General features: G+C 72.3%; 25 protein-coding genes. 13 read left to right on the forward strand and 12 right to left on the reverse strand.

Going from position 1 to position 25,914, the window contains the following annotated elements; all coding sequences use genetic code 11:
• Positions 1 to 499 precede the first annotated feature (499 nt).
• Positions 500 to 820 carry a DUF3140 domain-containing protein gene (locus ABD126_RS00540; protein ID WP_343931532.1) on the reverse strand — a complete coding sequence of 107 codons (321 nt, stop codon included), beginning with the start codon at positions 818 to 820 and terminating at the stop codon, positions 500 to 502.
• 103 nt (positions 821 to 923) lie between these two features.
• Between ABD126_RS00540 and ABD126_RS00545 the strand changes: the two genes are divergently transcribed.
• The 5 genes from ABD126_RS00545 to ABD126_RS00565 all read left to right on the forward strand — a co-directional run bounded on the left by ABD126_RS00545 (position 924) and on the right by ABD126_RS00565 (position 4,121).
• Positions 924 to 1,310, forward strand: a complete 387-nt coding sequence (locus ABD126_RS00545; protein WP_343931533.1) for a hypothetical protein — start codon at positions 924 to 926, stop codon at positions 1,308 to 1,310.
• Positions 1,307 to 1,441: a hypothetical protein gene (locus tag ABD126_RS00550; RefSeq protein ID WP_343931534.1), complete on the forward strand. Its 135-nt coding sequence runs from the start codon at positions 1,307 to 1,309 to the stop codon at positions 1,439 to 1,441. The genes ABD126_RS00545 and ABD126_RS00550 overlap by 4 nt, the downstream gene beginning before the upstream one ends.
• A 185-nt stretch (positions 1,442 to 1,626) precedes the next feature.
• Entirely contained in the window at positions 1,627 to 2,274 is a 648-nt protein-coding gene (locus ABD126_RS00555; RefSeq protein WP_343931535.1) for a hypothetical protein, read from the forward strand.
• Between the two features lie 465 nt (positions 2,275 to 2,739).
• Complete coding sequence (locus tag ABD126_RS00560) at positions 2,740 to 3,564, forward strand: OmpA family protein (protein ID WP_343931536.1); 825 nt, start codon at positions 2,740 to 2,742, stop codon at positions 3,562 to 3,564.
• A gap of 8 nt (positions 3,565 to 3,572) precedes the next feature.
• Positions 3,573 to 4,121 carry a sunset domain-containing protein gene (locus ABD126_RS00565; protein WP_343931538.1) on the forward strand — a complete coding sequence of 183 codons (549 nt, stop codon included), beginning with the start codon at positions 3,573 to 3,575 and terminating at the stop codon, positions 4,119 to 4,121.
• Between the two features lie 123 nt (positions 4,122 to 4,244).
• Here ABD126_RS00565 and ABD126_RS00570 read toward each other — a convergent pair whose 3' ends face one another.
• Both ABD126_RS00570 and ABD126_RS00575 read right to left on the reverse strand, forming a co-directional pair.
• The gene (locus tag ABD126_RS00570; protein WP_343931539.1) at positions 4,245 to 4,559 is read right to left on the reverse strand and encodes a WhiB family transcriptional regulator; all 315 of its coding nucleotides are present in this window, start codon (positions 4,557 to 4,559) and stop codon (positions 4,245 to 4,247) included.
• Between the two features lie 48 nt (positions 4,560 to 4,607).
• Positions 4,608 to 5,660 carry a MerR family transcriptional regulator gene (locus ABD126_RS00575; protein ID WP_343931540.1) on the reverse strand — a complete coding sequence of 351 codons (1,053 nt, stop codon included), beginning with the start codon at positions 5,658 to 5,660 and terminating at the stop codon, positions 4,608 to 4,610.
• A 116-nt stretch (positions 5,661 to 5,776) separates the two neighbouring features.
• Between ABD126_RS00575 and ABD126_RS00580 the strand changes: the two genes are divergently transcribed.
• The 3 genes from ABD126_RS00580 to ABD126_RS00590 are packed head-to-tail and all read left to right on the forward strand — an operon-like array spanning position 5,777 to position 9,409.
• Positions 5,777 to 6,787: a chemotaxis protein CheB gene (locus ABD126_RS00580; protein ID WP_343931541.1), complete on the forward strand. Its 1,011-nt coding sequence runs from the start codon at positions 5,777 to 5,779 to the stop codon at positions 6,785 to 6,787.
• Positions 6,787 to 7,518: an ATP-binding protein gene (locus ABD126_RS00585; protein ID WP_343931542.1), complete on the forward strand. Its 732-nt coding sequence runs from the start codon at positions 6,787 to 6,789 to the stop codon at positions 7,516 to 7,518. Before ABD126_RS00580 ends, ABD126_RS00585 begins: the two co-directional genes overlap by 1 nt.
• A 43-nt stretch (positions 7,519 to 7,561) precedes the next feature.
• Positions 7,562 to 9,409 carry a CheR family methyltransferase gene (locus ABD126_RS00590; protein ID WP_343931543.1) on the forward strand — a complete coding sequence of 616 codons (1,848 nt, stop codon included), beginning with the start codon at positions 7,562 to 7,564 and terminating at the stop codon, positions 9,407 to 9,409.
• 13 nt (positions 9,410 to 9,422) lie between these two features.
• On the opposite strand, the gene ABD126_RS00595 is transcribed toward ABD126_RS00590, so the two are convergent.
• From ABD126_RS00595 to ABD126_RS00610, 4 genes are all read right to left on the reverse strand, one after another.
• Positions 9,423 to 9,764 carry an STAS domain-containing protein gene (locus ABD126_RS00595; RefSeq protein WP_343931544.1) on the reverse strand — a complete coding sequence of 114 codons (342 nt, stop codon included), beginning with the start codon at positions 9,762 to 9,764 and terminating at the stop codon, positions 9,423 to 9,425.
• Positions 9,765 to 9,852: 88 nt separating this feature from the next.
• A complete protein-coding gene (locus ABD126_RS00600) occupies positions 9,853 to 10,398 on the reverse strand; it encodes a hemerythrin domain-containing protein (RefSeq protein WP_343931545.1) in 546 nt (181 codons plus the stop codon).
• A 51-nt stretch (positions 10,399 to 10,449) separates the two neighbouring features.
• Positions 10,450 to 11,472 carry a C40 family peptidase gene (locus tag ABD126_RS00605; RefSeq protein ID WP_343931546.1) on the reverse strand — a complete coding sequence of 341 codons (1,023 nt, stop codon included), beginning with the start codon at positions 11,470 to 11,472 and terminating at the stop codon, positions 10,450 to 10,452.
• Positions 11,473 to 11,564: 92 nt separating this feature from the next.
• The gene (locus ABD126_RS00610) at positions 11,565 to 12,425 is read right to left on the reverse strand and encodes a PfkB family carbohydrate kinase (protein WP_343931547.1); all 861 of its coding nucleotides are present in this window, start codon (positions 12,423 to 12,425) and stop codon (positions 11,565 to 11,567) included.
• 148 nt (positions 12,426 to 12,573) lie between these two features.
• Here ABD126_RS00610 and ABD126_RS00615 point away from each other — a divergent pair, with 148 nt between their 5' ends.
• Together ABD126_RS00615 and ABD126_RS00620 are read left to right on the forward strand one after the other, a co-directional pair.
• Positions 12,574 to 13,848 (forward strand): lytic polysaccharide monooxygenase, encoded by a 1,275-nt coding sequence (locus tag ABD126_RS00615; protein ID WP_343931548.1) that lies wholly within the window; start codon positions 12,574 to 12,576, stop codon positions 13,846 to 13,848.
• Complete coding sequence (locus tag ABD126_RS00620; protein WP_343931549.1) at positions 13,848 to 14,390, forward strand: hypothetical protein; 543 nt, start codon at positions 13,848 to 13,850, stop codon at positions 14,388 to 14,390. The genes ABD126_RS00615 and ABD126_RS00620 overlap by 1 nt, the downstream gene beginning before the upstream one ends.
• 180 nt (positions 14,391 to 14,570) lie before the next feature.
• Here the strand turns inward: ABD126_RS00620 and ABD126_RS00625 are convergent, their stop codons facing one another.
• The 5 genes from ABD126_RS00625 to ABD126_RS00645 all read right to left on the reverse strand — a co-directional run bounded on the left by ABD126_RS00625 (position 14,571) and on the right by ABD126_RS00645 (position 18,988).
• Entirely contained in the window at positions 14,571 to 14,846 is a 276-nt protein-coding gene (locus tag ABD126_RS00625) for a GlsB/YeaQ/YmgE family stress response membrane protein (protein ID WP_343931550.1), read from the reverse strand.
• A 74-nt stretch (positions 14,847 to 14,920) separates the two neighbouring features.
• A complete protein-coding gene (locus ABD126_RS00630; RefSeq protein WP_343931551.1) occupies positions 14,921 to 15,964 on the reverse strand; it encodes a LacI family DNA-binding transcriptional regulator in 1,044 nt (347 codons plus the stop codon).
• A 119-nt stretch (positions 15,965 to 16,083) separates the two neighbouring features.
• The gene (locus ABD126_RS00635; protein ID WP_343931552.1) at positions 16,084 to 16,902 is read right to left on the reverse strand and encodes a carbohydrate ABC transporter permease; all 819 of its coding nucleotides are present in this window, start codon (positions 16,900 to 16,902) and stop codon (positions 16,084 to 16,086) included.
• Complete coding sequence (locus ABD126_RS00640; protein WP_343931554.1) at positions 16,899 to 17,753, reverse strand: carbohydrate ABC transporter permease; 855 nt, start codon at positions 17,751 to 17,753, stop codon at positions 16,899 to 16,901. The genes ABD126_RS00635 and ABD126_RS00640 overlap by 4 nt, the downstream gene beginning before the upstream one ends.
• Positions 17,753 to 18,988, reverse strand: a complete 1,236-nt coding sequence (locus tag ABD126_RS00645) for an extracellular solute-binding protein (protein WP_343931555.1) — start codon at positions 18,986 to 18,988, stop codon at positions 17,753 to 17,755. Before ABD126_RS00645 ends, ABD126_RS00640 begins: the two co-directional genes overlap by 1 nt.
• 263 nt (positions 18,989 to 19,251) lie before the next feature.
• Between ABD126_RS00645 and ABD126_RS00650 the strand changes: the two genes are divergently transcribed.
• The 3 genes from ABD126_RS00650 to ABD126_RS00660 are packed head-to-tail and all read left to right on the forward strand — an operon-like array spanning position 19,252 to position 25,567.
• A complete protein-coding gene (locus ABD126_RS00650) occupies positions 19,252 to 20,244 on the forward strand; it encodes a LacI family DNA-binding transcriptional regulator (protein ID WP_343931556.1) in 993 nt (330 codons plus the stop codon).
• The gene (locus tag ABD126_RS00655) at positions 20,235 to 22,556 is read left to right on the forward strand and encodes a beta-xylosidase/alpha-l-arabinosidase (protein WP_343931557.1); all 2,322 of its coding nucleotides are present in this window, start codon (positions 20,235 to 20,237) and stop codon (positions 22,554 to 22,556) included. The genes ABD126_RS00650 and ABD126_RS00655 overlap by 10 nt, the downstream gene beginning before the upstream one ends.
• Positions 22,553 to 25,567, forward strand: coding sequence for a glycosyl hydrolase 115 family protein (locus ABD126_RS00660; protein WP_343931558.1), 3,015 nt, complete (start codon positions 22,553 to 22,555; stop codon positions 25,565 to 25,567). Before ABD126_RS00655 ends, ABD126_RS00660 begins: the two co-directional genes overlap by 4 nt.
• The last annotated feature ends 347 nt before the right edge of the window (positions 25,568 to 25,914 follow it).

A 25,914-nucleotide genomic window follows, 5' to 3' on the forward strand; every position in this document is an offset into this window, starting at 1 on the left:
ACGGGGGCCGGAGGCCGCGTCCGGATCAGCATGAGCTTCACCAACCACGCCCGCAGAGCGCGTGACACGACGCTGCCGTACGCCGACCGCGTCGGCGCGCTGCGCTCGTGCGCGTCGCTCTACAAGCCGTTCGGCTTCCTGGCGACGCTGGGCCACCTGCGCACCCTCGCCGGGGAGTTCGAACGCGACGAGGACGCGCTGCTGCGGGCCTTGGTGGCGGTCGAAGCCAGCCGGCGGTCAAAGCCAGCCGGCGGGCGTGGCACGCGGAGATCGAGCGTTACGCGGCCCGGCGGCGTGCGGAGAAGCGCCGGGGCGCGCGGATCCCGGCCGACCAGGGCCCGTACCGCCCGACCCGGTGGTACGCCTGACCTACCCCTGCCCGCCCTTGCCCCCTTGCCCCCCGCCTGCCCCCGCGCCTTCGCCTGCCTTCGCCTGCCCCCGCGCCTGACCTGCCTCTGCGCCTGCTCCCGCGCCTGCTGGCAGGACCGCCGTCGACGTCTCAGGCCGGCTTGAGCGGGTCGTGGCCGATGGACATCAGGCGGTGGCGCCAGTGGGCCTCGCCGGCGGTCGGTTCCAGGTCCTCGCGGCGCTGTTCGTGGACGCGTTCCACGACCTTGCGCATCACGCGCACGTCTTCAGTGGTCAGGTCGGTGCGCCGCTTGCGCAGCACCCTCAGCACCTCCTGGCCGGTCGGGGTGCCCGCCTGGTCGGGCAGTGCCTCGGAGTTCTCATCCGCCGAACGGGTGCGCAGCCAGTCCTCCAGTTCGAGCGAGGTCATGTTCACCACGCGATGGAACTCGTCCCACAGGGTGTCGGTCATGGCGCGGAGGGTTGCCGTTCCGGGCCCGGCTCAAACCCCCTTCTTTGCACAACCCGAACATGCGCCGCACCGGGCGCTCACCGCGTCCCGCGATCGTGGGCGCATGAACACATGGATCCGTCGCATCGCCGTCGCGGCCCTCGTCGCCGGCGCCGGCCTGGCCACGACCGGTGTCGCGTCCGCGCAGGACAAGACCTACGCCCCCGTCACGCTCAGCCCCGAGCAGGTCCAGAAGATCTGCGAGCAGCGCCTGCCCCGCGTCGAGGACCGGGTGACGCGCCTCACCACCCGCATCAACGGTGGCGCGGACGTCATCGGCTCCACGGCCTGGCTCAAGGCGCAGGCCCAGAAGGCCCGGGACGCCGGTGACACCGCCCGCGCCGAGCGCTTGGAGAAGCGCGCGGAGCGGCGCGGGGAGCAGCTCGCCCGGTTGGGCAAGGTGCAGGAGCGGGTGGACAAGTTCCAGGCCGACCACTGCGGTGTGAAGTGAGGGCCGCGCTGCTCGTGGCGGCCCTGCTCACGTCGCTGGTGGCGTGCCGGGGCGAGGCCGTCCCGGACCCCGGCCTGGACGAGGTCGAAGCGACCTTGAGCAGCATCGAGGCCGAGGTCGACGAGCCGTGACCCGGGGGGCGCGGCGGCGTGCTCCAGCGCCGTCGCGCCCCTCGACCCCGAAGTGCTTCACAACGCTCTGACCTGCGCATTTACTTCCTGTTTCAGGACAGTCAAGACTTGGCCCCCGGAATTGTCGTACCCCTCTGGCACTATCTCGAACAGGTGTTCGGTACGCGTTCGGAAGGGAGCTAGGGATGCGCGTACGACTCGATCCCCGGCAGTGGCCCGGCCGTGTCATCCCCGAGACCGACGACGAGATCGACACGGCCGTCGAGGCGCTGTGCCTGCGTGCGAGCTGGGGTGACGCGGACCGCGCGCTGCTGCGCGAGGTCGTGGAGCCGTGGTTCGGCGAGGGGTGGAGCGTCGACGCCCTGCTGGCGGCCGTGGACTCCAGGCCCGACGGGACCAGGCAGGGCAGACCCAGGAACCGCGACCAGGCCGCGCACGACTTCCTCCGCGTGCGGCTCTGGTCGTGGTGGCAGGGGGGCGCGCGGCGTGCGCGCCCCCCGGTCGCCGGCATGACGCTGGGGCAGTGGTGGCGGGTCAACCGCCGCAACGCCCGGCTCACCGCGCCGCGACCCCGGCGGCCGTTGGGCGAGTCGGGGGAGCAGGCCCGGGAGGAGGCGCGGTCGCGGGCCCGGCTGCGGGACCCGGTGGAGCGGTCGCGGGCCCGGGCGAAGCGGTGGCAGGAGGTGCTCGACTCGTTACTGGTGCCCGGTCAGCGCCCGCCGACGTTCGAGGATTCGCGTCGGTTGCTGGCCGAGGTGGTGGTGCGGGCGCCCGCCCACCCGGTGTGCAGCAGGTGCGGCTGCCGGACGGGGGTGCTGCCTCTCGCCGCTTGAAGGTGATGGTCGCGGGTCGGGCTTCGGCTTGACGCGGTGAGGACGGTTCACGCCGGAGCTTGAGGGGCGTGGGCGTGATGACGCATGCCTTGGGGGCGTGCGGAGGTCGAGCGACTCGACGGTCCTGGTTCGAACGGACCCGGTCGAGGCGTCACTCCGTCGTGCCCGACTTCGGTGCGCTCACAGGGACTTCGCGTCGCGCTCCGGCCGGTCTCGCCGCCGAAGATCGGTGCGACTGGGGAACCCTACCCCGTCCGATCCGGACGGTCGCGGCGGGGGTCCCGCGTGTCGCGCCGCCGCCGGATTCCTTGTGCTCGCGAATGATCGTCACCTGGACAGGTGAATTGCCGGGCGGTGTCCTGGGGGTACGGCGTGCGCTGGTGGCATCGGGACGGGCACTTCCGGTACGAACGCCCGGTGCTGAAGTCCCCAGCGTGGCGAGCATGGCTCGTCGGTGCCGTGCTGGTGCCCGCTCTCCTTGCGGCATCGGGAGTTTTCGCCCGAGCGCGGATCGCCGAGCGGGAGCCCGCCGGACGCCTCGCGGTCACCGTGTCCGGGGCCGGGGTGCTGCTCGCCGGCGCCGTCGCCGACGCCGAAGAGCGGCGCGCGCTGCTCGACGCGGTCAGGGCCGCAGCCGACTCCCACCACGCGGCAGACCCCCAGGCGACGGATCACCGGCCGGCCGATCCCCCGGCAGATCTCGCGGTGACGGACTTCCTGTCGGAGAACGGCACCCGGTCGCCGCTGAGCGCGTCCGCCGCCGCCGACGTGGTCGCCGCCGCCTTCGCCGCGTCCGCGCACGACCTCACCGCGGTCGCGACCGGCGACACGCTCGACGTCCGGGCCACCGTGCCCGACGAGCCGCGCGCGGCGGCCCTGCGCGAGGCGCTGACCGCGCTGGGCGCGCGGGACCCGCGGGTGGACGTCGTCGGCGGGGACCTCGACCTCGCGGCGTTGCGGCGGTCGGTCACGGCGATGGTCAACGGCAACGGCGGGTTCCGGTTCGAGCCGTCGTCCACGGCGTGGCAGGGCCACGGCCCGGTCCTGGTGGACCGCGTGGGCCGGCTGTTGCTGGTGGCGCCGAGGGCGACCGTCACGCTGACCGGCCACGCCTCTGCGAGCGGCCACCCGGACCCCCGTGCGCTGGCGCAGCAGCGGGCGGACGCGGTGCGGGCGCTGTTCGTCGCGCAGGGGGTGCGGCCGGAGCGGATCCGGACGGCGGTCGTCCTCGACGCCGCGCCGGAGAACACGGACCCGGCCACGCGCCAGGTCGACGTCCTGATGAGCTAGGAGCAGCGGTGTTCTGGTTGTTCGCCCAGATGTTCGTCCTGTGCGGGTTCGCGTTCCTGGCGGGCGCGGTCCTGACGTGGTTGCCGCTGCGCGCCACGATCCGCGGCCTGCGCGCCGAACTCACCCACCCGACCACCCGACCGCGCCCAGCCCTGCCCGTCGGCACGCTGACCATCCCGACCCAACCCGAGGAAGCACCGGAGAAGGCGGACGAGCCGGAACCCCCACTCGAAGCCGAAACCACGCCCGAACCCGACCACGCCCCCGCACTCGCCGCAGAGCCCACGCCCGAGGCCGCCCCGAAGCCCGAACCCGCCCCGAAGCCCAAGGCTGCCCCGAAGCCCGCGCCCGCGCCCGCGAGTGTGCTGGCGAGTGCGCCCGCCCCGGTCGCGGTGGTCGAGGTCAAGGGCAGTTCCAAGTCGATGATCTTCCACACGCCTGACTCGCCTTACTTCAAGCGCATGAAGGGCGATGTCACCTTCCGCTCGATCGCCGAGGCCGAGGAAGCGGGCTACACCCAATGGCGGCCGAAGAGCGCCGCCGCCCAGGTTCGCTGACGGGCCGCGAGCCGCAGTCTGCCGCGCCTGGGGTCTGCCGCGCCTGGTGTCGGCCGCGCCTGGTGTCGGCCGCGCCTGGTGTCGGCCGCGCCCGGGGTCGGCCGCGCTCCGGTGTCGGCCGGGTCAGTCGCGCTTCGGTGTCGGGGTGTCGTGGCGCTTGCGGTGGTTGCGGGCGATCAGGCGGCGGAGTTCGCTTTCGCCCAAGCCGCCCCACACGCCGTACGTCTCCTCCACGGCCAGTGCGTGCGCCCGGCACTCCGCCACCACCGGGCACCGCGCGCACACCGCCTTCGCCTGCGCCTCCCGGTGCTCCCGGGCGGCACCGCGTTCGTTGTGGGTGTGGAAGAACAGGGCACTGTCCATGCCCCGGCACAAACCTTGGAGTTGCCAGTCCCACGACTCGGCGACCGGCTGGGGAAGACGGGACAGCTCGGGCATGGGCTCACGTCCTGAGGTCGGAGGGACCTCTCAGAGCCTAAATTCGTTTCAAAATCGGTTCAACTCAAGCACGGCCTCCACGGCCTCGCTCAACGACCCGATCCGCCGCGCCCCCGGCGGCACGACGGTCCACCCGGGACCGGCGACCAGCACCTCGCAACCGCGTTCCAGCAGGTCGTGGACGGGCGCCAGGGACGCGTACCCGGACGCGTGCGCCCACAGCACCACCACCCGGGGCTCCAACAACTTCACCGCATCGAGTAGTGCCGCGGCGGGCACGCGGGCACCGAGGTGGCGGGACGCGCAACCCCGTTCGGCGAGGGCCGCGCCGAGGACGTGCAGCGGCAGGCTGTGCTGCTCGTCGGGCGCGCACGCGAGCAGCGCCGGCAGCCGCCCGGACACCGGCAGCACCGCGCCGCGCACCGCGTCGAGGAGGGCCGTGGTCGCGAGGTGCTCGACCTCCACCCCGGACCCCTGCGCGGACACCTTCTCGCCCAACGCCACCAGGAACGGCACCAGCACGCGCTCCCACGCGACCACGACCCCGTGCCGCGCCACCAGCCCGCCCGCCAGATCGGTCATCAACGGGAGGTCCAGCCGGTACGCCGCACGCGCGAAGCCACGAACCTCCGGAGCCCACCCGTTCCGCTCGACGGGCACCGACCGCGGCCCGCCACCCGCCCGCGAGCCGCCAGCCCGAGAACTGCCGACCGGTGAGCCGCCGGCCCGAGAACTGCCGGCCCGCGAGCCGCCGGCCGGCAGACCGCTCGCCCGCGAGCCACCCGCCCGCGACTCCTCGCCGGTGTGCGAGGTGTCATCGAGCGGCGAGTCGTCGGGCGCGGCCGAAGCCTCCTGCGGACCGCCGCCGTCCTCGACGTCCAGGGTGCGGCCCATCGCGATCGCCGCCGCGGCGGCCGGCGCCACGCCCCGCCCGGTCAGGGCCAGCATGTGCCGCAGCCGGGAGACGTCCTCCTCGCTGTACCGGCGGTGCCTGCCCTCCTCGCGCGTGCTCGGCCCCAACCCGTACCTGCGGTCCCACGTGCGCAGGGTCGTGGGGGAGACGCCCAGCATGCGCGCCACCGCGCCGGCACTCCAGAGCACCACCCCACCGCCGTCCCGTGTCGGACCACCGAAGCGTCCGTGTCGGACCCCGAAGGACCGAATCGTAACGAGTACCCTCCGAAGCAGCGGGGTATCCACGACCCGAGGTGCACCCCATGCCATCGAGGGACCTGATAGTCGTCGGCGCGTCCGCGGGAGGCGTCGAGGCGCTCCGGGCGTTCGTCGCGGGCCTGCCCGAAGACCTCGACGCGGCGGTCGCGGTCGTGTTGCACATCCCCGCTCGCGCCACCAGCGCGCTGCCCACCATCCTCGACCGCAGCGGGCCGCTGCCCGCGGTGCCCGCTCGGGCCGGGATGGCGTTGCGCCGGGGCCGCATCCACGTGGCGCCGCCCGACCACCACGTCATCGTGGTCGACGGCGTGGTCCACCTGTCGCGCGGGCCCACGGAGAACGGGCACCGGCCCTCCGTGGACGCCCTGTTCCGCTCGGCCGCCTTGGCCCGCGGTCCCGGTGTCGTCGGGGTCGTGCTGTCGGGCACGCTCGACGACGGCGCGGCGGGCATGGTCGCGATCGCCGCGCGGGGTGGGCTGACGGTGGTGCAGGATCCCGAGGAGGCCCTGTTCGCGGGCATGGTGCACGCGGTCCTGCGGCACGTCGAGGCCGACCACGTGCTGGCGGCGGGCAAGATGGGCGAACTCCTGCGCGGCGAGGTCGGCGGTCCCGTCGCGGACGCGGACGACCCGTCCGAGCTGCTGCGCCGGGAGGCCGCGTGGGCCGCGAACGGGTCGGGCGCCGGCCCCGGTGAGGTGGAGTCGGTGGGGACGCCGTCGAGCTTCTCGTGCCCCGACTGCGGTGGTGCGCTGATGGCGCTGGACGGGGAGCACACCCGGTTCCGCTGCCACGTCGGCCACGCCTGGACCGCCGAAGCCCTGCTGGAAGCCCAGGACGCCGCCCTGGAGAGGGCCCTGTGGGCGGCGTTGCGCGCGTTGGAGGAGCAGGTGTCGCTGTCGCGGCGGATGCGGTTGTCCGCCGAGGCGCGCGGCAGCCACTCGATCGTCGAGCGGTGCCGGCGGGCGGAGGCGGAGGCCGCCGGCGCGGCGGACGTGCTGCGCGCGCACCTGCTCGACGGAACGTTCACCAGACCGAACCCACCGGAGCACGCCTGATGACCTTGACGCTCGACGTCGGCACCGAGGCCGGCGCGACGATCGTCCGACCCTCGGGCCGGCTGGACCTGAGCACCTACGCGCACCTGCGCGACAGCCTCCTCAAATGCGCCTTGGAGGGACCGACCGCCGTCGTCGTGGTGCTCGACGACGGCTTCGAGGTCGCCACACCGGCGGTGATGTCGGTGTTCACGACGGTGTGGATGCGGGTGTCGGAGTGGCCCGGCGTCCCCGTCGTGCTGGTCGGCGCGGGCGCGAACCACCGGCGGGCGCTGGCCGCCGGCGGCGCGGGGCGGTCCGTCCGCTACTACCCGTCCGTCCACGACGCCGTGGTCGCCGCGGAGCAGCGCCCCGACCGGCGGCGCGACGAGACCTGGCTGCCCGAGTCCTCGGTGAGCGCGCTCATGGCGCGGCAGTTCGTGCGGGAGACGTGCGTGCGGTGGGACGTGCACGACGTGCTGGACGACGCCCTGCTCGTGGTCACCGAACTCGTGCAGAACGCGGTCGAGCACGCCCGCAGCGCGCCGCACCTGCGCCTGGAGCTGCGCGGCCCGACGCTGACCATCGCCGTCCACGACGGCGCGACCGAGCCGCCGCGGCGGCGGGACGGCGGGATCACGCCGGGGGGTCGGGGGGTCCGGCTGGTGGAGCGGGTCAGCCGGGTGTGGGGGCACACGTCGTGGCCGGGCGGCGGCAAGGTGGTCTGGGCGGTCCTGGACACCCACCGGTGACGGCTTGGCCCGCTCCGGTGCGCGACGAGTAGCGTTCTGCGGTGTGAGTGACGGCCAGGACCCCGACCGCGGCTTCGAGGACGTCCTCCGCTACCTCAAGGAGTCGCGCGGGTTCGACTTCACCGGGTACAAGCGGACGAGCCTCATGCGCCGCGTCCGGCACCGCATGAACGAGGTCGGCATCGACAACCACGTCGACTACATCGACCACCTCCAGGTCAACGCCGACGAGTTCAGCGCGCTGTTCAACACGATCCTGATCAACGTCACCGGCTTCTTCCGGGACCCCGACGCGTGGGACCACCTGCGCGCCGAGATCATCCCGACGCTGCTGGCCGAACGCGGCCCCGACGACCCGGTGCGGGTGTGGAGCGCGGGCTGCGCCTCCGGCGAGGAGGCCTACAGCCTCGCCATGGCGTTCACCGAGGCGCTGGGCGTCGAGCGGTTCCGCCAGCGGGTCAAGATCTACGCCACCGACGTGGACGAGGAGGCGCTCACCCACGCCCGCCACGCCTCCTACGGCGAACGCGAACTGCAAGGGGTGCCGCCGGAGCTGGTCGCCAAGTACTTCGAACCGCTCAACGGCCGCCACGCCTTCCGCAAGGACCTGCGCCGCTCGGTCATCTTCGGCCGCAACGACCTGGTGCAGGACGCGCCGATCTCCCGCATCGACCTGCTGGTGTGCCGCAACACGTTGATGTACTTCAACCAGGAGACGCAGGCCAAGGTGCTGCACCGGTTCCACTTCGCGCTGGTGCCGCGCGGCGTGCTGTTCCTGGGCAAGGCGGAGATGCTGCTCTCGCACGGCCGGATCTTCGACCCGATCGACCTCAAGCGGCGCGTCTTCCGCAAGAGCGCGGGCAGCGCCGCCGGCGGCGGGCACTTCGTGACGCACGCGTTCGTGCAGGACCGGCGGATCGACGTCGGCGGCCTGGACCAGCTCCGCGAGCTGGCGTTCTCCGCGAGCCCGGTGGCGCAGGTCGTCGTCACCGGCGACGACGTGCTGGCGCTGGCCAACCAGCAGGCCGAGACGCTGTTCGGCCTGGGCGCCAGGGACGTCGGCCGCCCGCTGCGCGACCTGGACCTGTCCTACCGCCCGGTGGAGCTGCGCGGGCACGTCGAGCAGGCCCGCGCCGAACGCCGGGCGCTGCGCGTCAAGGACGTCGAGTGGCTGCGCACGCCCGGCGGGTCGCTGTGGTTCGAGGTGCACCTGAACCCGTTGATCGCCTCGGACAACGCGGTCCTGGGCGTGTCCATCGTGTTCCACGACGTCACCGCGGCGCGCCGGCTGCTCGACGACCTGGAGTACGCCAACCGCCAGCTGGAATCCGCCTACGAAGAGCTCCAGTCGACCAACGAGGAGCTGGAGACCACGAACGAGGAACTCCAGTCCACTGTGGAGGAACTGGAGACGACCAACGAGGAACTCCAGTCCACCAACGAGGAACTGGAGACGATGAACGAAGAGCTCCAGTCCACCAACGACGAGTTGCAGGTCATCAACGAGACGCTGCGCGAGCGCAGCCTGGAGCTGGACCAGGTCAACGAGTTCCTGGAGTCCATCCTGACCTCGCTGCGCGCCGGCGTGATCGTGCTGGACGTCGGGATGCGCGTCATCGCGTGGAACCGCGGCGCCGAGGAGCTGTGGGGCGTGCGCCGCGACGAGGCCGAGGGCGAGCACCTGCTCGACCTGGACATCGGCCTGCCGGTGGCCGACCTGCGCCCGGTCGTGCGGCAGGCGCTGGCCGACGCGTCGTTCCTGACCGAGGTGAAGCTCGACGCGATCAACCGCAAGGGGCGCGAGGTGGTGGTGCGGGTGGTGTGCAGCTCGCTGCGGTCCAACTCGGGCGAGCCGAACGGGGCGATCCTGGTGATGGAGCCCAACGGTTAGCGCCGGCCGCGCGCTAGCCGATCTCCTCCAGCCCGGAGGTGATCGCGAAGTGCTCGCGCAGCCCCGCGACCTCCAGCGGGTGCAGGACGGCCGGGGTGGTGGCCACGACGCGCAGCGACTTGCCGACCGCCTGGCACGCCGAGCGCATGGTCAGCAGCAGGGTGATGCCGTCGGAGGCGAAGAAGGTCACGCCGCTCAGGTCGAGCACGAGTTCGCGTCGCGTGCGTCCCAGGTGGGCGTGGGCGAACGCGGTCGCGGCGGGGACGGTCGCCATGTCCAGCTCACCCGCGATCCGCAGGACCAGGGTGTTCGGCGACGACTCCACCACCGACAGCTCGACGGGGCTGTCCTCCATGCTCACCTCGGGTGCGCGGGCCGCGCCGACCGGTTCGGCCCGTCCGCGCCCACCAGCCTATGCCCGCGCACCCGGGTGACGCACGTCATCACGACGAGTGGAGCGCCTTTTCCAACTCACCCTTGCTCATCGAGGACGCGCCGCTCACGCCCTTGTTCATCGCCTGGGCCATCAGCTCCTCCTTGGTCGCCTGGCCCGGCAGCTCGCCCAGGTGCTTGGCGCGGCTGGCGGCGAACGCCTCGCCCAGCTCCTCGCGCCGCGAGTCCTCCAGCGCGCGGCGCATGCCGGGCAGCACCGTGGACTCCTCTTCCTCCACGTGGTGCGTCACGCCCTCGACCAGCTTCTCCAGCACCGTGTCGTACTCCGCCGACGTCGGGTCGCACGCGATGAGCTTCGCCAGCAGCGTCTCCGCCTCGACGTGCTCCTCCTGGCTGTGCTGGATCTCCTCCTGCTCGCCGGCCTCGTCCCGCGCCACCGGGTACACCGAGTCCTCCTCCGCCCGGCTGTGGGCGGTCAGCACCGCGGACAGCACGGGCGTGAGCAGTGGTCGCTTCTCGGGGTTGTTCTTCAGCTCGTCGAACAGGCGCTCCACCTCGCGGTGGTCCTGCATGATGAGGTCGACGACATCGGGCACTGGTGCCTCCTCGACTCGACGGTCACGGGTCGAGGGGGGAGTACCCGCGTTTCAGCCGACCACGCGCCGGATCGTGCTGATCGGCCCGATCGACTCGATGTCCTGGATCAAGACCGGCACGCCCTCGGTCGAGGCGTGCACCGCGCGGATGCCGTCGATCGCCATCGACACGTGGGTCTGGCCCGAGTAGTAGATGATCAGGTCGCCGGCCTTCACCTCGTTGAGCGACACCGGTCGTCCGATCGTGGCCTGGCCGTAGGTCGTGCGCGGGATCGCGATGCCCACCGACCGGTACGCGGCCTGCATGAGGCTGGAGCAGTCCCACGTGTCGGGGCCGTTGGCGCCGAACACGTACCGCTCGCCGCGCTGGGCCAGGGCGTACTGCACCGCGTCGCCGGCCTTGCCCGGCGGCGTCTCGACCGGACCGGTGTAGCCCTTGGCCGCGAGGCGGTCGCGCTCGTGCTCGGGCAGCGCCCGGTAGACCGCGCGCGCTTCGTCGATCTGCTCGTCCAGCGCGGCCTTGCGCTGGTCGATGTCGGCGATGGCCTTGTTGGCGGCGTCGACCGCCTCGCCGGCGCGGCGGGTGGCCTCGTTGGCCTGGTCGACCGCGGCGCTCAGGCCCGCCACCGCCTCGGCGTTCTCGCCCGCGAGCACGCCCAGCGCGGTCATCCGGTTGAGGAAGTCCTGCTGCGAGTCGCTGACCAGCAACGCCGAGAGCTGGGAGAACCGGGCGCCCTCGAAGGAGGCCTCGGTGAGCAGGTCCACCTGGCCCTGCAACCGGCCCTGCGCCTGCTGGGCGGCGGCGAGGTCGCGCTGGGCCTGCTCGATCGTGCCGTTGGCCTTTTCGAGCTCCTCCTCGGCGCGCAGGTGCTGCTCGTTGAGCCGCTCGGCCTCGTGGGCGAGTTCGAAGTACCGCTTGAGGGCCTCGGAGCCGTCGGTGGGCACCGGGTCGGCCACGGCGTGCGGCACGGACACTCCACCGGCCAGCGCGAGGACGGCGGTGGCCGCCAGAGCCGCGCGGACGGTGCGCTGAACGGGGTACGACGCCACGATCGCGCGGTCCTCCTTGAACACCGGATCCCCCGGACGAGTGAGGCCCGTCGAGGTCTCGGACAGGTTACGGAACCTGTCCGCGCGCGTCCATCACGGGGTCCGCCCGCCGCCGGTCACCGCCCCGGGGCGCGCAGCCCGCCCAGGTCGGTCCGCCCGCCGGCGTGGTCCACCGCGCGGCCCGCGGCGGCCACGGCCAGCCGCCCGGCCGCCTCCGGCCCGTCGCCCCGGACCAGGGCGACGGTCAGCGCCGCGACGAACGCGTCACCGCCGCCGGTCGTGTCCACCACGGCCACCTCGGTCAGCGGCACGACGGCCGAGCCCGACGGCCAGACCAGCACGTTCGCCTCGCCCCCGACCTCCAGCGCGACCAGCGACGGCCCGCGCTCCAGCAGGGCGCGGCCGGCGTCGAGGGCGTCGTCGGGGGAGGAGATCGACCGGCCGGTCAGCTGCTCGCACTCGTGCTGGTCGGCCCGCAGGACGTCCGCCTCGGCGAGCACGTCCGGCGCCGCCACGCCGTCGAGCACGACGAGACCGCTCGCCCGGCGCGCGGCGGCCAGCGCCGTGTCGTGCGGCTGCTGGAGCTGCACCACGACGGCGTCCGCCTCGGCCACGCACGGCCCGAGGTCGGTCGGCGCGACCAGGGACGTGTCGGGGATGTCCTGGAGGTAGCGCCACCGGCCGTCGCACACGACGTCCACGATCAGCGCCGACCGGCCCCGGCGGGCCACCGAAGTCGTGTCGACGCCGTCCGCCCGGAGGTGGTCGACCAGGCGGTCGCCGACGTCGTCGTCCCCGGCGACGCCGACCAGCGCCGCCGACGCGCCCAACTGGACGACGTTGACGGCGATGTTCGCGCCCTTGCCGCCGAGCACCTCCCGGCGTTGCCGGACCGGCGACGTGCCGCCCGCGTCGGGGACTTCGGGGACGACCAGGACGAGGTCTCGGGCGATCTGCCCGACCACGGCGATCCGCATGCCCCGAGCGGTACCCGGCGGCGACCAAATGAAACGGGTCGTTGACGCAAGGTCACCGGACTGCCACAGTGTTCTGGGAGCGCTCCCAGATCTCTTGTGCTGTTCGACCCCCCCTGCCAGATCACCGTCGATCTGAAGGAGACATCCTTTGCGACTCAAGCGCTTCGGGGCGTTGGCCCTCGCCGCCCTCGGGATCGCCGGCGTGACCACCGTGCTCGCGCAGACCGGCGTCGCGGTGGCGCACGGCTCGATGACCTTCCCGGCCAGCCGGACCTACGCGTGCTACGAGGACGGCCGGATCGGCGGCGGTGGTGGCGACCTCAACCCCACCAACCCGGCGTGCCAGGCGGCCGTGGCCATCGGCGGCAAGCAGCCGCTGTGGGACTGGTACGGCAACCTGATCTCCAACGCCGCCGGCCGCCACCGCGAGATCATCGCCGACGGCGACCTGTGCGGCCCGACCACCAAGTACGACGCCTACAACCTGGGGCGCGACGACTGGCCGACCACCACGCTGCGGGCCGGCTCGCAGATCACCATCCACTACAACGCGTGGGCCCCGCACCCGGGCACGTGGGACCAGTACGTCACCCGCGACGGGTACGACCCGCGGCAGCCGCTGCGGTGGTCGGACCTGGAGCCGGCGCCGTTCAACTCGATCACCAACCCGGTGGCGGTGGGCGGCGAGTACACGTGGAACGCCACGCTGCCCAACAAGTCCGGCCGGCACGTGATCTACTCGATCTGGCAGCGCAACGACAGCCCCGAGGCGTTCTACAGCTGCTCCGACGTGGTCTTCGAGGGCGGCAGCGGCGGCGACACCCAGGCGCCCACCACGCCCGGCGCGCCCACCGCGACGGCCGGCTCGAACTCCGTGACGCTGTCCTGGGCCGCGTCCTCCGACAACGTCGGGGTCACGAGCTACCAGGTGTTCCGCGAGGCGGGCGCGACGGACGTGCCGGTCGCGTCGGGCAGCGGCACCACGGCCACGGTCACCGGTCTGACACCCGCGACCGCGTACCAGTTCTACGTGGTGGCGCGGGACGCGGTGGGCAACACGTCCCCGCCGTCGGCGGCGGTCAGCGTGACCACCGGTCCGGGCGGCGGTGAGCCGGGGGCGTGCACGGTCACGTTCGCGACGCCCAGCGTGTGGTCCGGCGGGTTCACCGCGAACGTGACGGTGAAGAACACCGGGACCGCGCCGGTCAACGGCTGGCAGCTGGCCTGGGACGTGCCCGCGGGGCAGGGCGTCGGCCAGGCGTGGTCGGCGACCGTGACCGTGGCGGACGGCAAGGCGACGGCCAAGGGCGCGAGCTGGAACCAGAACCTCGCGGCCGGCGCGTCCACGTCGTTCGGCTTCAACGGCACGGGCCCGGCGACGGCGCCGACGGCGTTCACCCTCAACGGCGCGCGGTGCGGGTGATGTTCGCCCGCCGCGCGGTCCTGGTCGCGCTGCTGCTGGTGGGGTCGGTCGCGTGCGGCGCGCCCGACTCCACCGGCCTGGGCTCGGGTGCGCTGGGCCCGCCGCTGGGCAGCCCCGCGGAGGTCGCCGCGTGGGTGGAGGAGAAGACCGGCGAGTGCGAGGAGCCGACCGACCGGACCATCGAGGAGTTCGCCGAGTTCGTCGGTCCGCTGCGGGCGACGCTGTACGCGCCGTACGTGGACCGGTGGGCGACGTGCAAGGCCGGCCCGTACGAGCGGCTGGGCCTGGTGGTGTTCCGGCGTGACCGGTTGGCGGAGTTCCAGAAGGCGTGGCAGGAGGCCATGAAGTCCGGGCAGGTCAGCGACAACCCGGACTTCGGCTTCGGCAACGGCTTCGCCCTCAGCGGCACGATCGGCCTGGAACTGCTCGGCCTGCACCGCCTGACCTGCACCCCGACCACCCCGCCCGCCGCGGGCCACACCCTGCCCGCGGAGACGCCGGGCTGCCAGTACGTCCAGTTCGAGGGCCATCACCACCACTGACGGCTCGTCCCACCGACCTCCACGGCGAACCGACTCGGCGGTGTCCGGCTTCGCCCTCGTGACGGTGGCAGACGAGACGGGAACCCGCCCCCGACCGCGCTCCGCAAGCGGTTGCCGGAGCCCCGCGGTCCGGGGGCGGGTCCACCACACCGGCCGAAGCCGCGTCGTCCCGACGGGCGATCAGGGGGTCTTGGCCGGACGGCCGTGGATCAGGCGGCACAGCAGCAGCAGGACGACGGCCCCGACGACGGCGGCGAACAGGCTCCCCGGGTCGAAACCGAACTCCGGCTTCTCCCCGGTGATAAAGGCCAGCACCACCCAGCTCAGGCCGGCGCCGAGGGCTCCCAGCGCCGTGTTCGCGAGAACGGCCGGCCACACCGGACCCCGTTTGCGCGGACGTCCGCCGACGAGCAGGTTCGCCACCACGCCGACCACCGCGCCGGCCAGGATCTCCATGTGCCCAGGCTACTCAAGTTGCCCGTGCGACGAGGTCGCGACGGCCGCGGGAGTGCCGTGCCGCCTGTCCCGACCTAGCGCGGGGGAGCGGTGCTCTGCCGGACCACCAGCGTGGTCGCCAGTTCGATGCGCCGGTGCTCCGGCTCGTCACCCCGCGCCAACGTGATCGCCAGCCGCGTGCCCGCCGCCGCCATGTCCTGCAGCGGCTGGCGGACGGTGGTCAGCGGTGGGCCGACCCACTGGGCCACCGGCAGGTCGTCGAAGCCGACCACCGACAGGTCCTCCGGCACGCGCAGGCCCGCCGCCCGCGCCGCCTCGTACACGCCCAGCGCCTGCAGGTCGCTGCCCGCGAACACCGCCGTCGGCGGGTCCGCGAGGTCCAGCAGCGGCTCGAACTGGCGGCGGCCCGACTCGACGTGGAAGTCGCCGTAGCGGACCAGGGCCGGGTCGAAGGCCAGGCCCGCCGTCTCCAGCGCCGCGCGGTAGCCGTCCACCCGGGCCCGGCTGCACAGGACCCGTTCCGGGCCGCCGATCATGGCGATGCGCCGGTGGCCCAGCTCGATCAGGTGCCGCGTGGCGGTCAGGCCGCCGTTCCAGTTCGTCGCGCCGATCGACGGCGTCGAGTCCTGCGGCTCGCCGATCGGGTCGACCACCACGACCGGGATGTCCCGGGCCCGCAGCTTGGCCAGCTGTTGCGCGGTGAGGTCGGAGAAGACCGAGATGACGCCCAGCGGCCGGCGCGCGATCACCCCTTCGAGCCACCCGTGGCCGGGCGTCAGCCTGCCCTGCGACTCCGACAGCACCAGGGCCAGGCCCTGCTCGGCGGCGACCTGCTCGGCCCCGCGGATGATCTCCAGCGCCCACGCGCTCTCCAGCTCGTGGAACATCAGCTCCACCAGGTTGGACCGCCGGGACCGCTCGTCGGAGCGCCGCTGGTAGCCGTGCCGCCGGATGATCGCCTCGACCCGTTCCCGGGTGTGCGGGGCGACGTCGGCACGCCCGTTCATCACCTTCGAAACTGTCGGCACCGATACGCCGGCCTCGGCCGCGATGTCGGCAATGGTGATCTTGCCGGAGGTGGTGCCATCCGGCGAAGACTGCTCGGCTTTGGTCGGCATGGGGGCAGCATACGTCACCGAAACTATCGGAAGCAGTCTCATTACGGCGACTTCGCGGGTGACCCCGCTCTCAGACACGGGAAGGGGCCCGCCGCCCGGCGGGCCCCTGGTCCGGCGTCCTACTTGCCGAAGCCCGCGGTCAGACCGCTGAGCAGGAAGCGCCGCGCGAACAGGTACACGGCGAAGATCGGCAGCACCGACAGCAGCACCGCCGCCATCAGCGCGGGGATGTTCGTCCCGAACTGCCCCTGGAAGTTCCACAGGCCCAGCGTCAGCACCCGGCTCGACTCCGATTGCGTCAGCACCAACGGGAACAGGAACCCGTTCCACGCGTTCAACGCCGTGTAGACCACCACGGTCATGATCGCGGGCCGGGCCAGCGGCAGCACCAGGCTCACCAGCACCCGGAACGGGCCCGCCCCGTCGATCGCCTGCGCCTCGTACAGCTCGGGCGGCACGTCGCGCAGGCTGTTGGTCAGCACCAGCGTCGCCACCGGCAGCGCGAACGCCGCCGTCGGCAGGATGATCGCGGTCAGGCTGTCGTAGAGGTTCATCCTCGTGATCAGCAGGTACACCGGGATGATCGTCGCCTGCGCGGGGATCGCCAGGCCCATCAACAGCAGGGTGAACCCCCGCTGCACGAACCGACCGGTGCCCCGCACCACCGCGTAGGCGCAGGGCACGCCCACCAGGAGCACGATGGCGACGGTCGCGACCGTGACGATGATGTTGTTCACCAGGTACTGGCCGAACCCGCCCTCCAACACGGACACGTAGTTGTCCAAAGTGGGCTTGGTCGGGAACTCCAGCGGGTGCGAACCCAGGTACTCCTGGCGCGTGCGCAGGCTCGCCGTCACCACGTAGTACAGCGGTCCGACGACGATCACCAGCCACACCAGGGCGAAGAGCCCGGCGGGCCAGTTCGGACGTGACTTCACGAGCCCTCCTGCTGGCTGCTCATCGCGCGGAAGCCGCTCCAGCGCATGACCGCCACCGACAGCGCGGTGCCCAGCACCACCAGGACCACGGCGATCGTGCTCGCGTAGCCCATCTCGAACCCGCTGAAGCCGGTGATGTACATGTGCAGCGGCAGGATGCGGGTGGCCGTGCCGGGGCCGCCGCCGGTGAGGATCAGCACGGTGTCGAACGTCGTCAGCGAACCGACGAGCATCAGCACCGACGACGTCACCAGCGTGTACCGCAGCTGCGGCAGCGTGATGTGCAGGAACTTGCCCACCCGCGACGCGCCGTCGATGGTCGCCGCCTCGTACAGCGACGCCGGGATGGCGCGGGCCGCGCCCTGGTACATCAGCGTGTGGAACGGGATGTACTGCCAGGAGATCACGAACACCACCGTGTAGATGGCGATGTCGGGATCGCCCAGGAACTGCGTGCCGCCCGCCGCGATGCCGAAGTTCGGGTCCAGCAACGCCTGCCACAGCAGCGCGATGGCCGCCGTGGACAGCAGCAGGGGCAGGAAGAAGATCGAGCTGAGCACCGCGCGGGACCGCTGCGGCCCGGCCGCCCAGACCCCGATCAACATCGCGATCGGGGTCTGGACCAGCCAGGACACGACCATCAGCAGCACGGTCCGCCCCACGGCGGCATGCGCCTCACCGTCGTCGAGCAGGCGGGACCAGTTGACGGTCCCGTTGGGCACGGGCGTGCCCAGGCCCTGCCACGACGTGAAGCTCAGGTACACCACGAGCACCATGGGCAGCACCGCGAACAGCGCGAAGAACCCGTAGGCGGGGACGGCGTACCAGCCGGACGGTCGCTGCGTTCGCATCAGCGCGCGGCCACCGCGTCGACGAACTGCTGCGGCGAGACCTTGCCCAGGAAGAACTCCTGGAGCTGGGTCAGCATGAACGTGGCCTTCTCGGCGGGCAGGTCCTGGTCCCAGGACAGCTGGAAGTTCTTCGCGTCCTTGACCTGGCCGTAGATCCACGTCGTGTACTCGGCGTTGGGCGCCTTGGCGAGCTTCTCCTCGACCCCGACGACGGCCGGCACGTCACCGGCGTCGATCAGCGCCTGCACGTAGGAGTCCTCGTGCAGCGCGGTGGAGACGAACTTCTTCGCCGCCTCGGCCTGGGCGGAGCCCGAGGTCACCGAGTAGTAGTTGCTCGCGTTGCCGACCACGTTGCCAGGATCGCCCTTGCCGCCGGCGATCGACGGGAACGCCACCCAGCCGAGGGACCCCTTCTTGACGAAGTCGGGGCTCTGGCCGAGCTGGTTGACGTACTCCCACGAACCCATGAGGTGCATGGCGGCCTTGCCCTGCGCCAGGATGGTCGACGCGCCGCCGACGTCGTAGCCGACGGAGGCGAAGTTGGTGCCGAAGCCGCCCCGGTCGATCAGCTCCTTGAGCTTGGTCAGCGACTCCAGCACGGCCGGGTCCTTCCAGCCCTGGCCCTTGCCGTCGCGGATGTCGCGGAACACCTCCGGGCCGCCGACGCGGTCGAGGATGTACTCGATCCACATCAGCTCGGTCCACGCCTGCGAGCCGGCCAGCGAGATCGGCTGCACGCCCTTGGCCTTGAACGTGTCCACCAGGGCCAGCAGGTCGTCCCACGTCTTCGGCGGCTGCGCGCCGGCGGCGGCGAAGACCTCCTTGTTGAAGAACAGCAGGACCGGCTGCATACCGCGCATCGGGATGCCGTAGTACTTGCCGTCGATCTTGGCGCCGTCCAGCACGCTGGGCAGGAACGCGTTCTTGAGCGCGCTGTTCTGGTCGAGCACCGGGGTCAGGTCGGCGATCTTGCCGGCGTCGACGTACTCCTTGAGGTTGCCGCCGCCCCAGTTGAAGAACACGTCCGGCGCGTTCGGCGAGCCGATCGCGACCCGCAGCTTCTGCTTGTACGGGTCGTTGCCGAACGTCTCCAGCGACGCGTTGCCGCCGCCGGACTTGAAGAAGTCGATCGACTTCTGCTCGATCGGGTTGAGGACGGGGTCCTGGAGCGCCCACACCTTCACCCCGCCCGCGCCGGGGTCGGCCGGACCGGCCGTGCCACACGCGGAGACCATTGCTGCCACGGCGACGAGCCCTGTGGAAATCAGGGTTCGCATCCATGATCGGCGGGACATGCGACCGCCACCCTTCTGCCACGCTGCGGATTGTTCGCGGCGTCGAAACATTTCGAAACATCCACGACTTGCGGGAACCCTAGGCAGGTGAACAACCCGTGTCAAGGGTCACCTCCGGGTGTCGTATTGAGACGTTTCCGCTGGTTTCCGCAGGTCGTCACGACGCTATTGAGTTTCGATCTGGTTTCGATACTATCGGCCGCATGCGTCGAGCCACATTGGCCACGATCGCCGCGGCAGCCGGGGTGTCGCTCCCGACGGTGTCCAAGGTCCTCAACGGCAAGGACGACGTCGGACCCGAGACCAGGGCCCGCGTGCGTCGCCTGCTGGCCGAATACGACTACGTGCCGGTGGGCGCGCGCCGGGCCTCCGGCCAGCTCCTGGTGGACCTCGTGTTCACGGCCCTGGACAGCCCGTGGGCGGTCGAGATCATCCGCGGGGTGGTGGACAGCGGCCTGCACGTGGTCGTCTCCTCCGCCGCCGGCCAGCGCGGCCACTCCTCCTGGGCCGCGTCGCTGGTCGACGCCAAGCGCGCGGGCGCGCTGCTGGTGACCTCCCAGCTCACCGCCGCCGACCGGCGGGTGCTGGCCGGGTCGCGCATCCCCGTCGTCGTCATCGACCCGGTCGACCTGCCCAACCCGGACGTGCCCAGCGTCGGCGCGACCAACTGGGCGGGCGGCCTGGCCGCGACCGAGCACCTGATCCGGCTGGGCCACCAGCGGGTCGCGGTCATCGGCGGACCGGCCGGGATGCTGTGCAGCCGGGCCCGGGTGGACGGCTACCGCGCCGCGCTGGACCGCGCCGGCCTGCCGTTCGACCCCGCCCTGGTGCGCCACGGCGACTTCAAGCACGAGGGCGGCTTCCGGTGCGCGTCGGAGCTGCTGCGCCTGCCGGACCGGCCCACGGCCGTGTTCGCGGGCAACGACGAGCAGGCGCTGGGCGTGATCGAGGCCGCCCGCGTCGCGGGCCTGTCCGTCCCGAACGACCTCAGCGTCGTCGGGTTCGACGACTTACCCGTCGCGGTCTGGTCGTCGCCGGCGCTGACCACCGTCCGCCAGCCGCTCACCGAGATGGGGCGGCACGCGGGGCGGATGCTGGCGGACCTGATCGCGGGTCGCCCGGTGGAGACCGAACGGGTGGAACTGGCCACCGAACTCGTCGTCCGATCGTCAACGAAGGAGCCTCCGTGCACGTGAACACCTGGGCCGACCCGGGCCGACCGACCGGCGAGCGCGTCGCCGCGCTGCTGGCCGAGATGACCCTGGAGGAGAAGCTGGCCCAGCTGGTGGGCGTGTGGGTGGGGGTGACGGAGGACGACGAGGAGGTGGCGCCGGCCCAGCACGAGTTCGCCGAGCCGCTGCCGCCGTGGGACGAGTTGACCAAGCCCGGCCTCGGCCAGCTCACCCGCGTGTTCGGGACCCGGCCGGTGGACCCGCTGGTCGGCGCCCGCGTGCTGGCCGAGACGCAGCGCCGCCTGGTGGCCAACAACCGGTTCGGCATCCCGGCGATGGCGCACGAGGAGTGCCTGTCGGGGTTCACCGCGTGGCGGGCCACCGTGTTCCCCACGCCGCTGGCCTGGGGCGCGTCGTTCGACCCGGTGCTGGTGGAGCGGATGGCCCGCGAGGTCGGCCTGTCGATGCGCGATGTCGGCATCCACCAGGGCCTCGCGCCGGTGCTCGACGTGACGCGCGACCCGCGGTGGGGGCGCACCGAGGAGACCATCGGCGAGGACCCGTACCTGGTGGGGCTGCTCGGCGCGGCCTACACGCGCGGCCTGGAGTCCACCGGGATCGTCTCGACCCTCAAGCACTTCGCCGGGTACTCGGCCTCGCGCGGCGGGCGCAACCACGCGCCGGTGCACATGGGGCCGCGCGAGTTCGCCGACGTGGTGCTGCCGCCGTTCGAGATGGCGTTGCGGGAGGGCGGGGCCCGGTCGGTCATGCACTCCTACGCCGAGGTCGACGGGGTGCCGCCGGCGTCGGACACCTCCCTGCTGACCGGGCTGCTGCGCGAGGAGTGGGGCTTCACCGGGGTGGTCGTCGCGGACTACTTCGGGGTGTCGTTCCTGGAGACCGCGCACGGCGTCGCCGGGTCGCCGGGCGAGGCGGCGGCGCTGGCGCTGGCCGCCGGCGTGGACGTGGAACTGCCTTCGGTGCGCTGCTACGGGCACCCGCTGGCGGACCTGGTGCGCTCCGGGGCCGTGCCGGAGTCCCTGGTGGACCGCGCGGTGGTGCGGGTGCTGACCCAGAAGTGCGAGCTGGGGCTGCTGGACCCGGACTGGTCCCCGGACTCGCCCGCGGTGGTGCGCGGCGAGCCGGTCGACCTCGACCCGCCGGCGCTGCGCGAGCTGGCGCGGGACATGGCGGAGCGGTCGGTGGTGCTGCTGGACAACTCCAGCGGGGTGCTGCCGTTGAACGCCGCGAAGGTCGCGGTGGTCGGGCCGTGCGCGGACGACGTGCTGTCGCTGATGGGCTGCTACGCGTTCCCCAACCACGTGGGCGTGCAGCACCCCGAGGTGGCGCTGGGGATCGGGATCGCCACGTTCGTGGAGGCGTTCCGGGCGGAGTTCCCGGCGGTGGACGTGGTGACCGCGCGGGGCTGCGAGGTCTCCGGCGACGACCGCTCGGGGATCGCCGCGGCGGTGGAGGTCGCGGCCGACGCCGACGTGGTGGTGGCCGTGCTGGGCGACCGGGCGGGGCTGTTCGGGCGGGGGACGTCGGGCGAGGGGTGCGACGCGGAGGACCTGTCCCTGCCCGGTGTCCAGGGCGAGCTGCTGGAGGCGCTGCTGGCCTCCGGGAAGCCGGTGGTGCTGGTGCTGCTGGCCGGGCGGCCCTACGCGCTGGGCGGGTACTCGCCGGCGGCGGTGGTGCAGGCGTTCTTCCCCGGTGAGGAGGGCGCGGGCGCGGTCGCCGGGGTGCTGAGCGGGCGGGTCAACCCGTCGGGCAAGCTGCCGGTGAGCGTGCCGCGCGGGTCCGGCGGGCAGCCGACCACCTACCTGCGGCCGATCCTGGGCGGGCCGGGCGGCATCAGCTCGGTGGACCCGTCGCCGCTGTACGCGTTCGGGCACGGCCTGTCCTACACCTCCTTCGAGCTGTCCGGGTTCGAGGCCGGGGACTCGCTGCCCTCCGACGGCGAGGTCGTCGTCTCGGCGGTGGTGCGCAACACCGGGTCCCGGGACGGGGCCGAGGTGGTGCAGCTGTACCTGAACGACCCGGTGGCCAGCGTGACGCGGCCGGTGCGGCAGCTGGTCGGGTTCGCGCGCGTGCCGTTGGCGGCGGGCGAGGCGGCGCGGGTGTCCTTCCGGCTGCACGCCGACCGGACCTCGTTCACCGGCCGCGACGGGCGGCGGGTGGTCGAGCCGGGCGAGCTGCGGCTGCTGGTCGGGACGTCGAGCGAGGACATCCGCTGGGAGAAGTCGGTCCAGCTCACCGGGGAGCCCAGGGTCGTGGGGCACGACCGCGTGCTGGTGACCCCGGTCGACACCACGCCACACGGAGGTGGCCGATGAAGGTGTTGTCCCTGTTGTTGCCGTTGGCGTTATTAGCGCCCGCAGTGCCGACTGCGGCGGCCGAGCCGGTCGCGCAGTCGCGGACCGAGGGGTACGTGGTCGACGTCGGCGGGCCGAGCCGGTTCCCCCTGGCGTCCAAGGGGAGGGTCGCGCCGCTGGTCGTGAGCCCGGACGACTTCCCCGGTGTGGTGCGGGTCGTCGGGGACCTGCGGGACGACGTCGAGCGCGTCACCGGCGTGCGGCCGGTCGTGCGCGACGACGCCGTGGACGGCGCCGTCATCGTCGGCACGGTCGGCCGCAGCCCGCTCGTGGACGACCTGGTGCGGCGCGGCAAGCTCGACGTGTCGGGGTTGCGGGGCAAGTGGGAGACCTCGGTCCAACAGGTCGTGCAGAACCCGTTGCCGGGTGTGCGGCGCGCCTTGGTGATCGCCGGCAGCGACCAGCGGGGCACGATCTACGGCGCGTACGACGTCTCACGGGAGATCGGGGTGTCGCCCTGGTACTTCTGGGACGACGTGCAGCCGCGCAAGCGCACCGAGCTGCACGTGCTGCCCGGACGGCACAGCCAGGGCACGCCGGCGGTGAAGTACCGCGGGTTCTTCATCAACGACGAGAACCCGCAGCTGGGCCGGTGGGCGCCGAAGTTCTTCGGCAACGGGCACGCGCCCGGGTTCCCGAACGGCTTCAACCGCCACTTCTACGCCAAGGTCTTCGAGACCATGCTGCGCCTCAAGGCCAACTACCTGTGGCCGGCGGTGTGGGGGCGGGCGTTCGCCGAGGACGACCCGTTGAACCACCGGACGGCCAAGGAGTACGGCGTCGTCATGGGCACCTCGCACGAAGCGCCCATGATGCGCGGCATCGAGGAGTGGAACCGGCACGCGCGACCCGGCGTCTCCGACCCCTACGGCGGCAACGGCGACTGGAGCTTCCGCCGCAACCAGGACGCCATCAAGCAGTACTGGACCGATGGCGTCAAGCGCATGAAGGAGCAGGACTTCGAGGGCGTCGTCACGCTGGGCATGCGCGGCAACGGCGACGTCAGCCTGCCCGACGGCGACGGCATCGAGCTGATGCAGGAGATCCTGGCGTCGCAGCGGGAGATCCTCGCCCGCGAGGGCATGACGGACGTGCCGCAGGTGCAGACGCTCTACAAGGAGGTCCAGCGGTACTGGGACCAGGGGCTGCGCCCGCCGGACGACGTGACCGTGGTGTTCTGCGACGACAACTGGGGCAACATGCGCAAGCTGCCCGCGCGGGACCTGCCGCCCCGGTCCGGCGGCTACGGGTTGTACTACCACTTCGACTACGTCGGCGGTGGCCGCAACTACAAGTGGGTGGACACCAACCTGCTGCCCAACATCTGGGACCAGCTCAACCAGTCCTACCAGTACGGCGTCGACCGGCTGTGGGTCGTCAACGTCGGCGACCTGAAGAACAACGAGCTGCCGTTGCAGTTCTTCCTGGACTACGCCTGGAACCCGAACCGGTGGCCGCTGGAGAAGCTGGGCGAGTGGGAGCGGCGGTACGCGGCGCAGAACTTCGGCGCGGCGCGCGCGGCCGGCATCGCGTCGGTGCTGCGCGACTACTCCAAGCTCCAGTCCGACCGCAAGCCCGAGCTGCTCAACCGCAGGATCAGCGGCGAGGGCACGACCGTGGTCTACGACGACCAGGCCACGCCGTTCAGCCTGACCGACTACCAGGAGATCGAGCGGGTCACGGCGCAGTGGCAGGAGCTGGCCGAGCGGGCGGAGCGCATCAAGCGGTCGCTGCCGGCGTACCTCCAGGACGGCTACCACCAACTGGTCTACTACCAGGTGAAGGCGTCGGCGAACCTGTACGCGTTGCGGTTGGCGGAGTTCAAGAACCTGCTCTACGTGGCGCAGGGGCGGGCGTCGGCCAACGCGTTGGCGGCGGAGACCGAGGCCCGGTTCGCCGAGGACCAGGCCATGTCGGACTACTACAACAACGTGCTTGCGGGCGGGAAGTGGCAGGGTTTCCAGACCCAGCCCAAGATCGGGTACGGCGACATCGCCCGGTACGGGCCCAACGCGCCCTGGCAGCAGCCCGAGCTGAACCACGAGGCCCTGCCGGACGAGGTGTTCCCGGCGGTGAAGCGGATCGAGCTGCCGGCGGTGGCCGAGCTGGGCGTCGCGGTGGACGGGTCCGACCAGTGGTGGCCCGCGTCCTCGACCGCCGCGGTGCTGCCGGAGTTCAGCCGGTGGCAGTCGCAGCCGGGGCAGTTCGTGGACGTGTTCAACCGCGGGTCGGTGCCGTTCGACTACTCGGTGACCAGCGAGCCGTGGATCCGGGTCGACCGCCCGAAGGGGACCGTCACCGAGCAGACCCGCTTGCAGGTCCGCGTCGACTGGTCGAAGGCCCCGGCCGGTCGCACGACGACCCCGATCACGATCACCGGCGCCGGCCGGACCGTGCGGGTGGACGCGGTGGTGGACAACACCCCGTTGCGGCCCCGGGGTTTCGTGGAGGCCAACGGGTACGTGTCGATGGAAGCCGCGCACGCCACCCGGATGGTCGGCGGTGACGGGGTGCGGTGGCAGGTGATCCACGACCTGGGCCGCACGGGCGACGGCGTCGAGCCGTTCCCGGTCACCGCGCCGAGCCGCAACCCCGACGGGCCGCGGCTGGAGTACGAGCTGACGCTCAAGACCAGCGGACCGGTGACCGTGTGGGCCCACCTGTCGCCGCGCAACCCGGTGCTGTCCGGCAGCGGCCTGCGCTACGCGGTGTCGTTCGACGGCCAGGCGCCGCAGGTCGTGGACATCACGGCGGCCACCGGTGCCAACGACACCACGATGAACAAGCAGTGGGAGCGCAACACGTCCGACAACGTCAACCGGACCGCCACCCGCCACGAGTTGGGTGCCGGCGTCCACACCCTGAAGTTCTGGATGGTGGACCCGACGGTGGTGGTGCAGAAGCTGGTCGTGGACACCGGCGGGCTCAAGGCCAGCTACCTGGGGCCGCCGGAGAGCAAGATCGTCCACTGACCGGACAGGGCCGTGAGGGGGCTATGGCGGTGGTCCCCTCACGGCCCGTTCCTTTCACGCCAAGCCAAGCCGCGCCGCGCCACGCCCCCGCTCTTCGCGCCACGCCCCCGCTATTCGCGCCCCGCACCCGCTGCTTTCGCGCCGCAGGCGCGACGCCGTGCTGCAAGCCCACGGGAAGGGCCTCGGTCTTCCTCCGTACGGCCTGGGCGCAGCCCAACCGCGCTTTGGTCTTCTCCGCAACCAGCTTTTCCGGTTGCGGAGAAGACCAAAGGGTGGTTGCCTCCGGCAGGCCGTGCGGAGGGAGACCGACGCCCTTCCCCTCCGGGGGCCTGCCGCGCGGCGAGCGC

The organism is Saccharothrix mutabilis subsp. mutabilis, assembly GCF_039521145.1.
Taxonomy (GTDB): Bacteria; Actinomycetota; Actinomycetes; order Mycobacteriales; family Pseudonocardiaceae; genus Actinosynnema; species Actinosynnema mutabilis.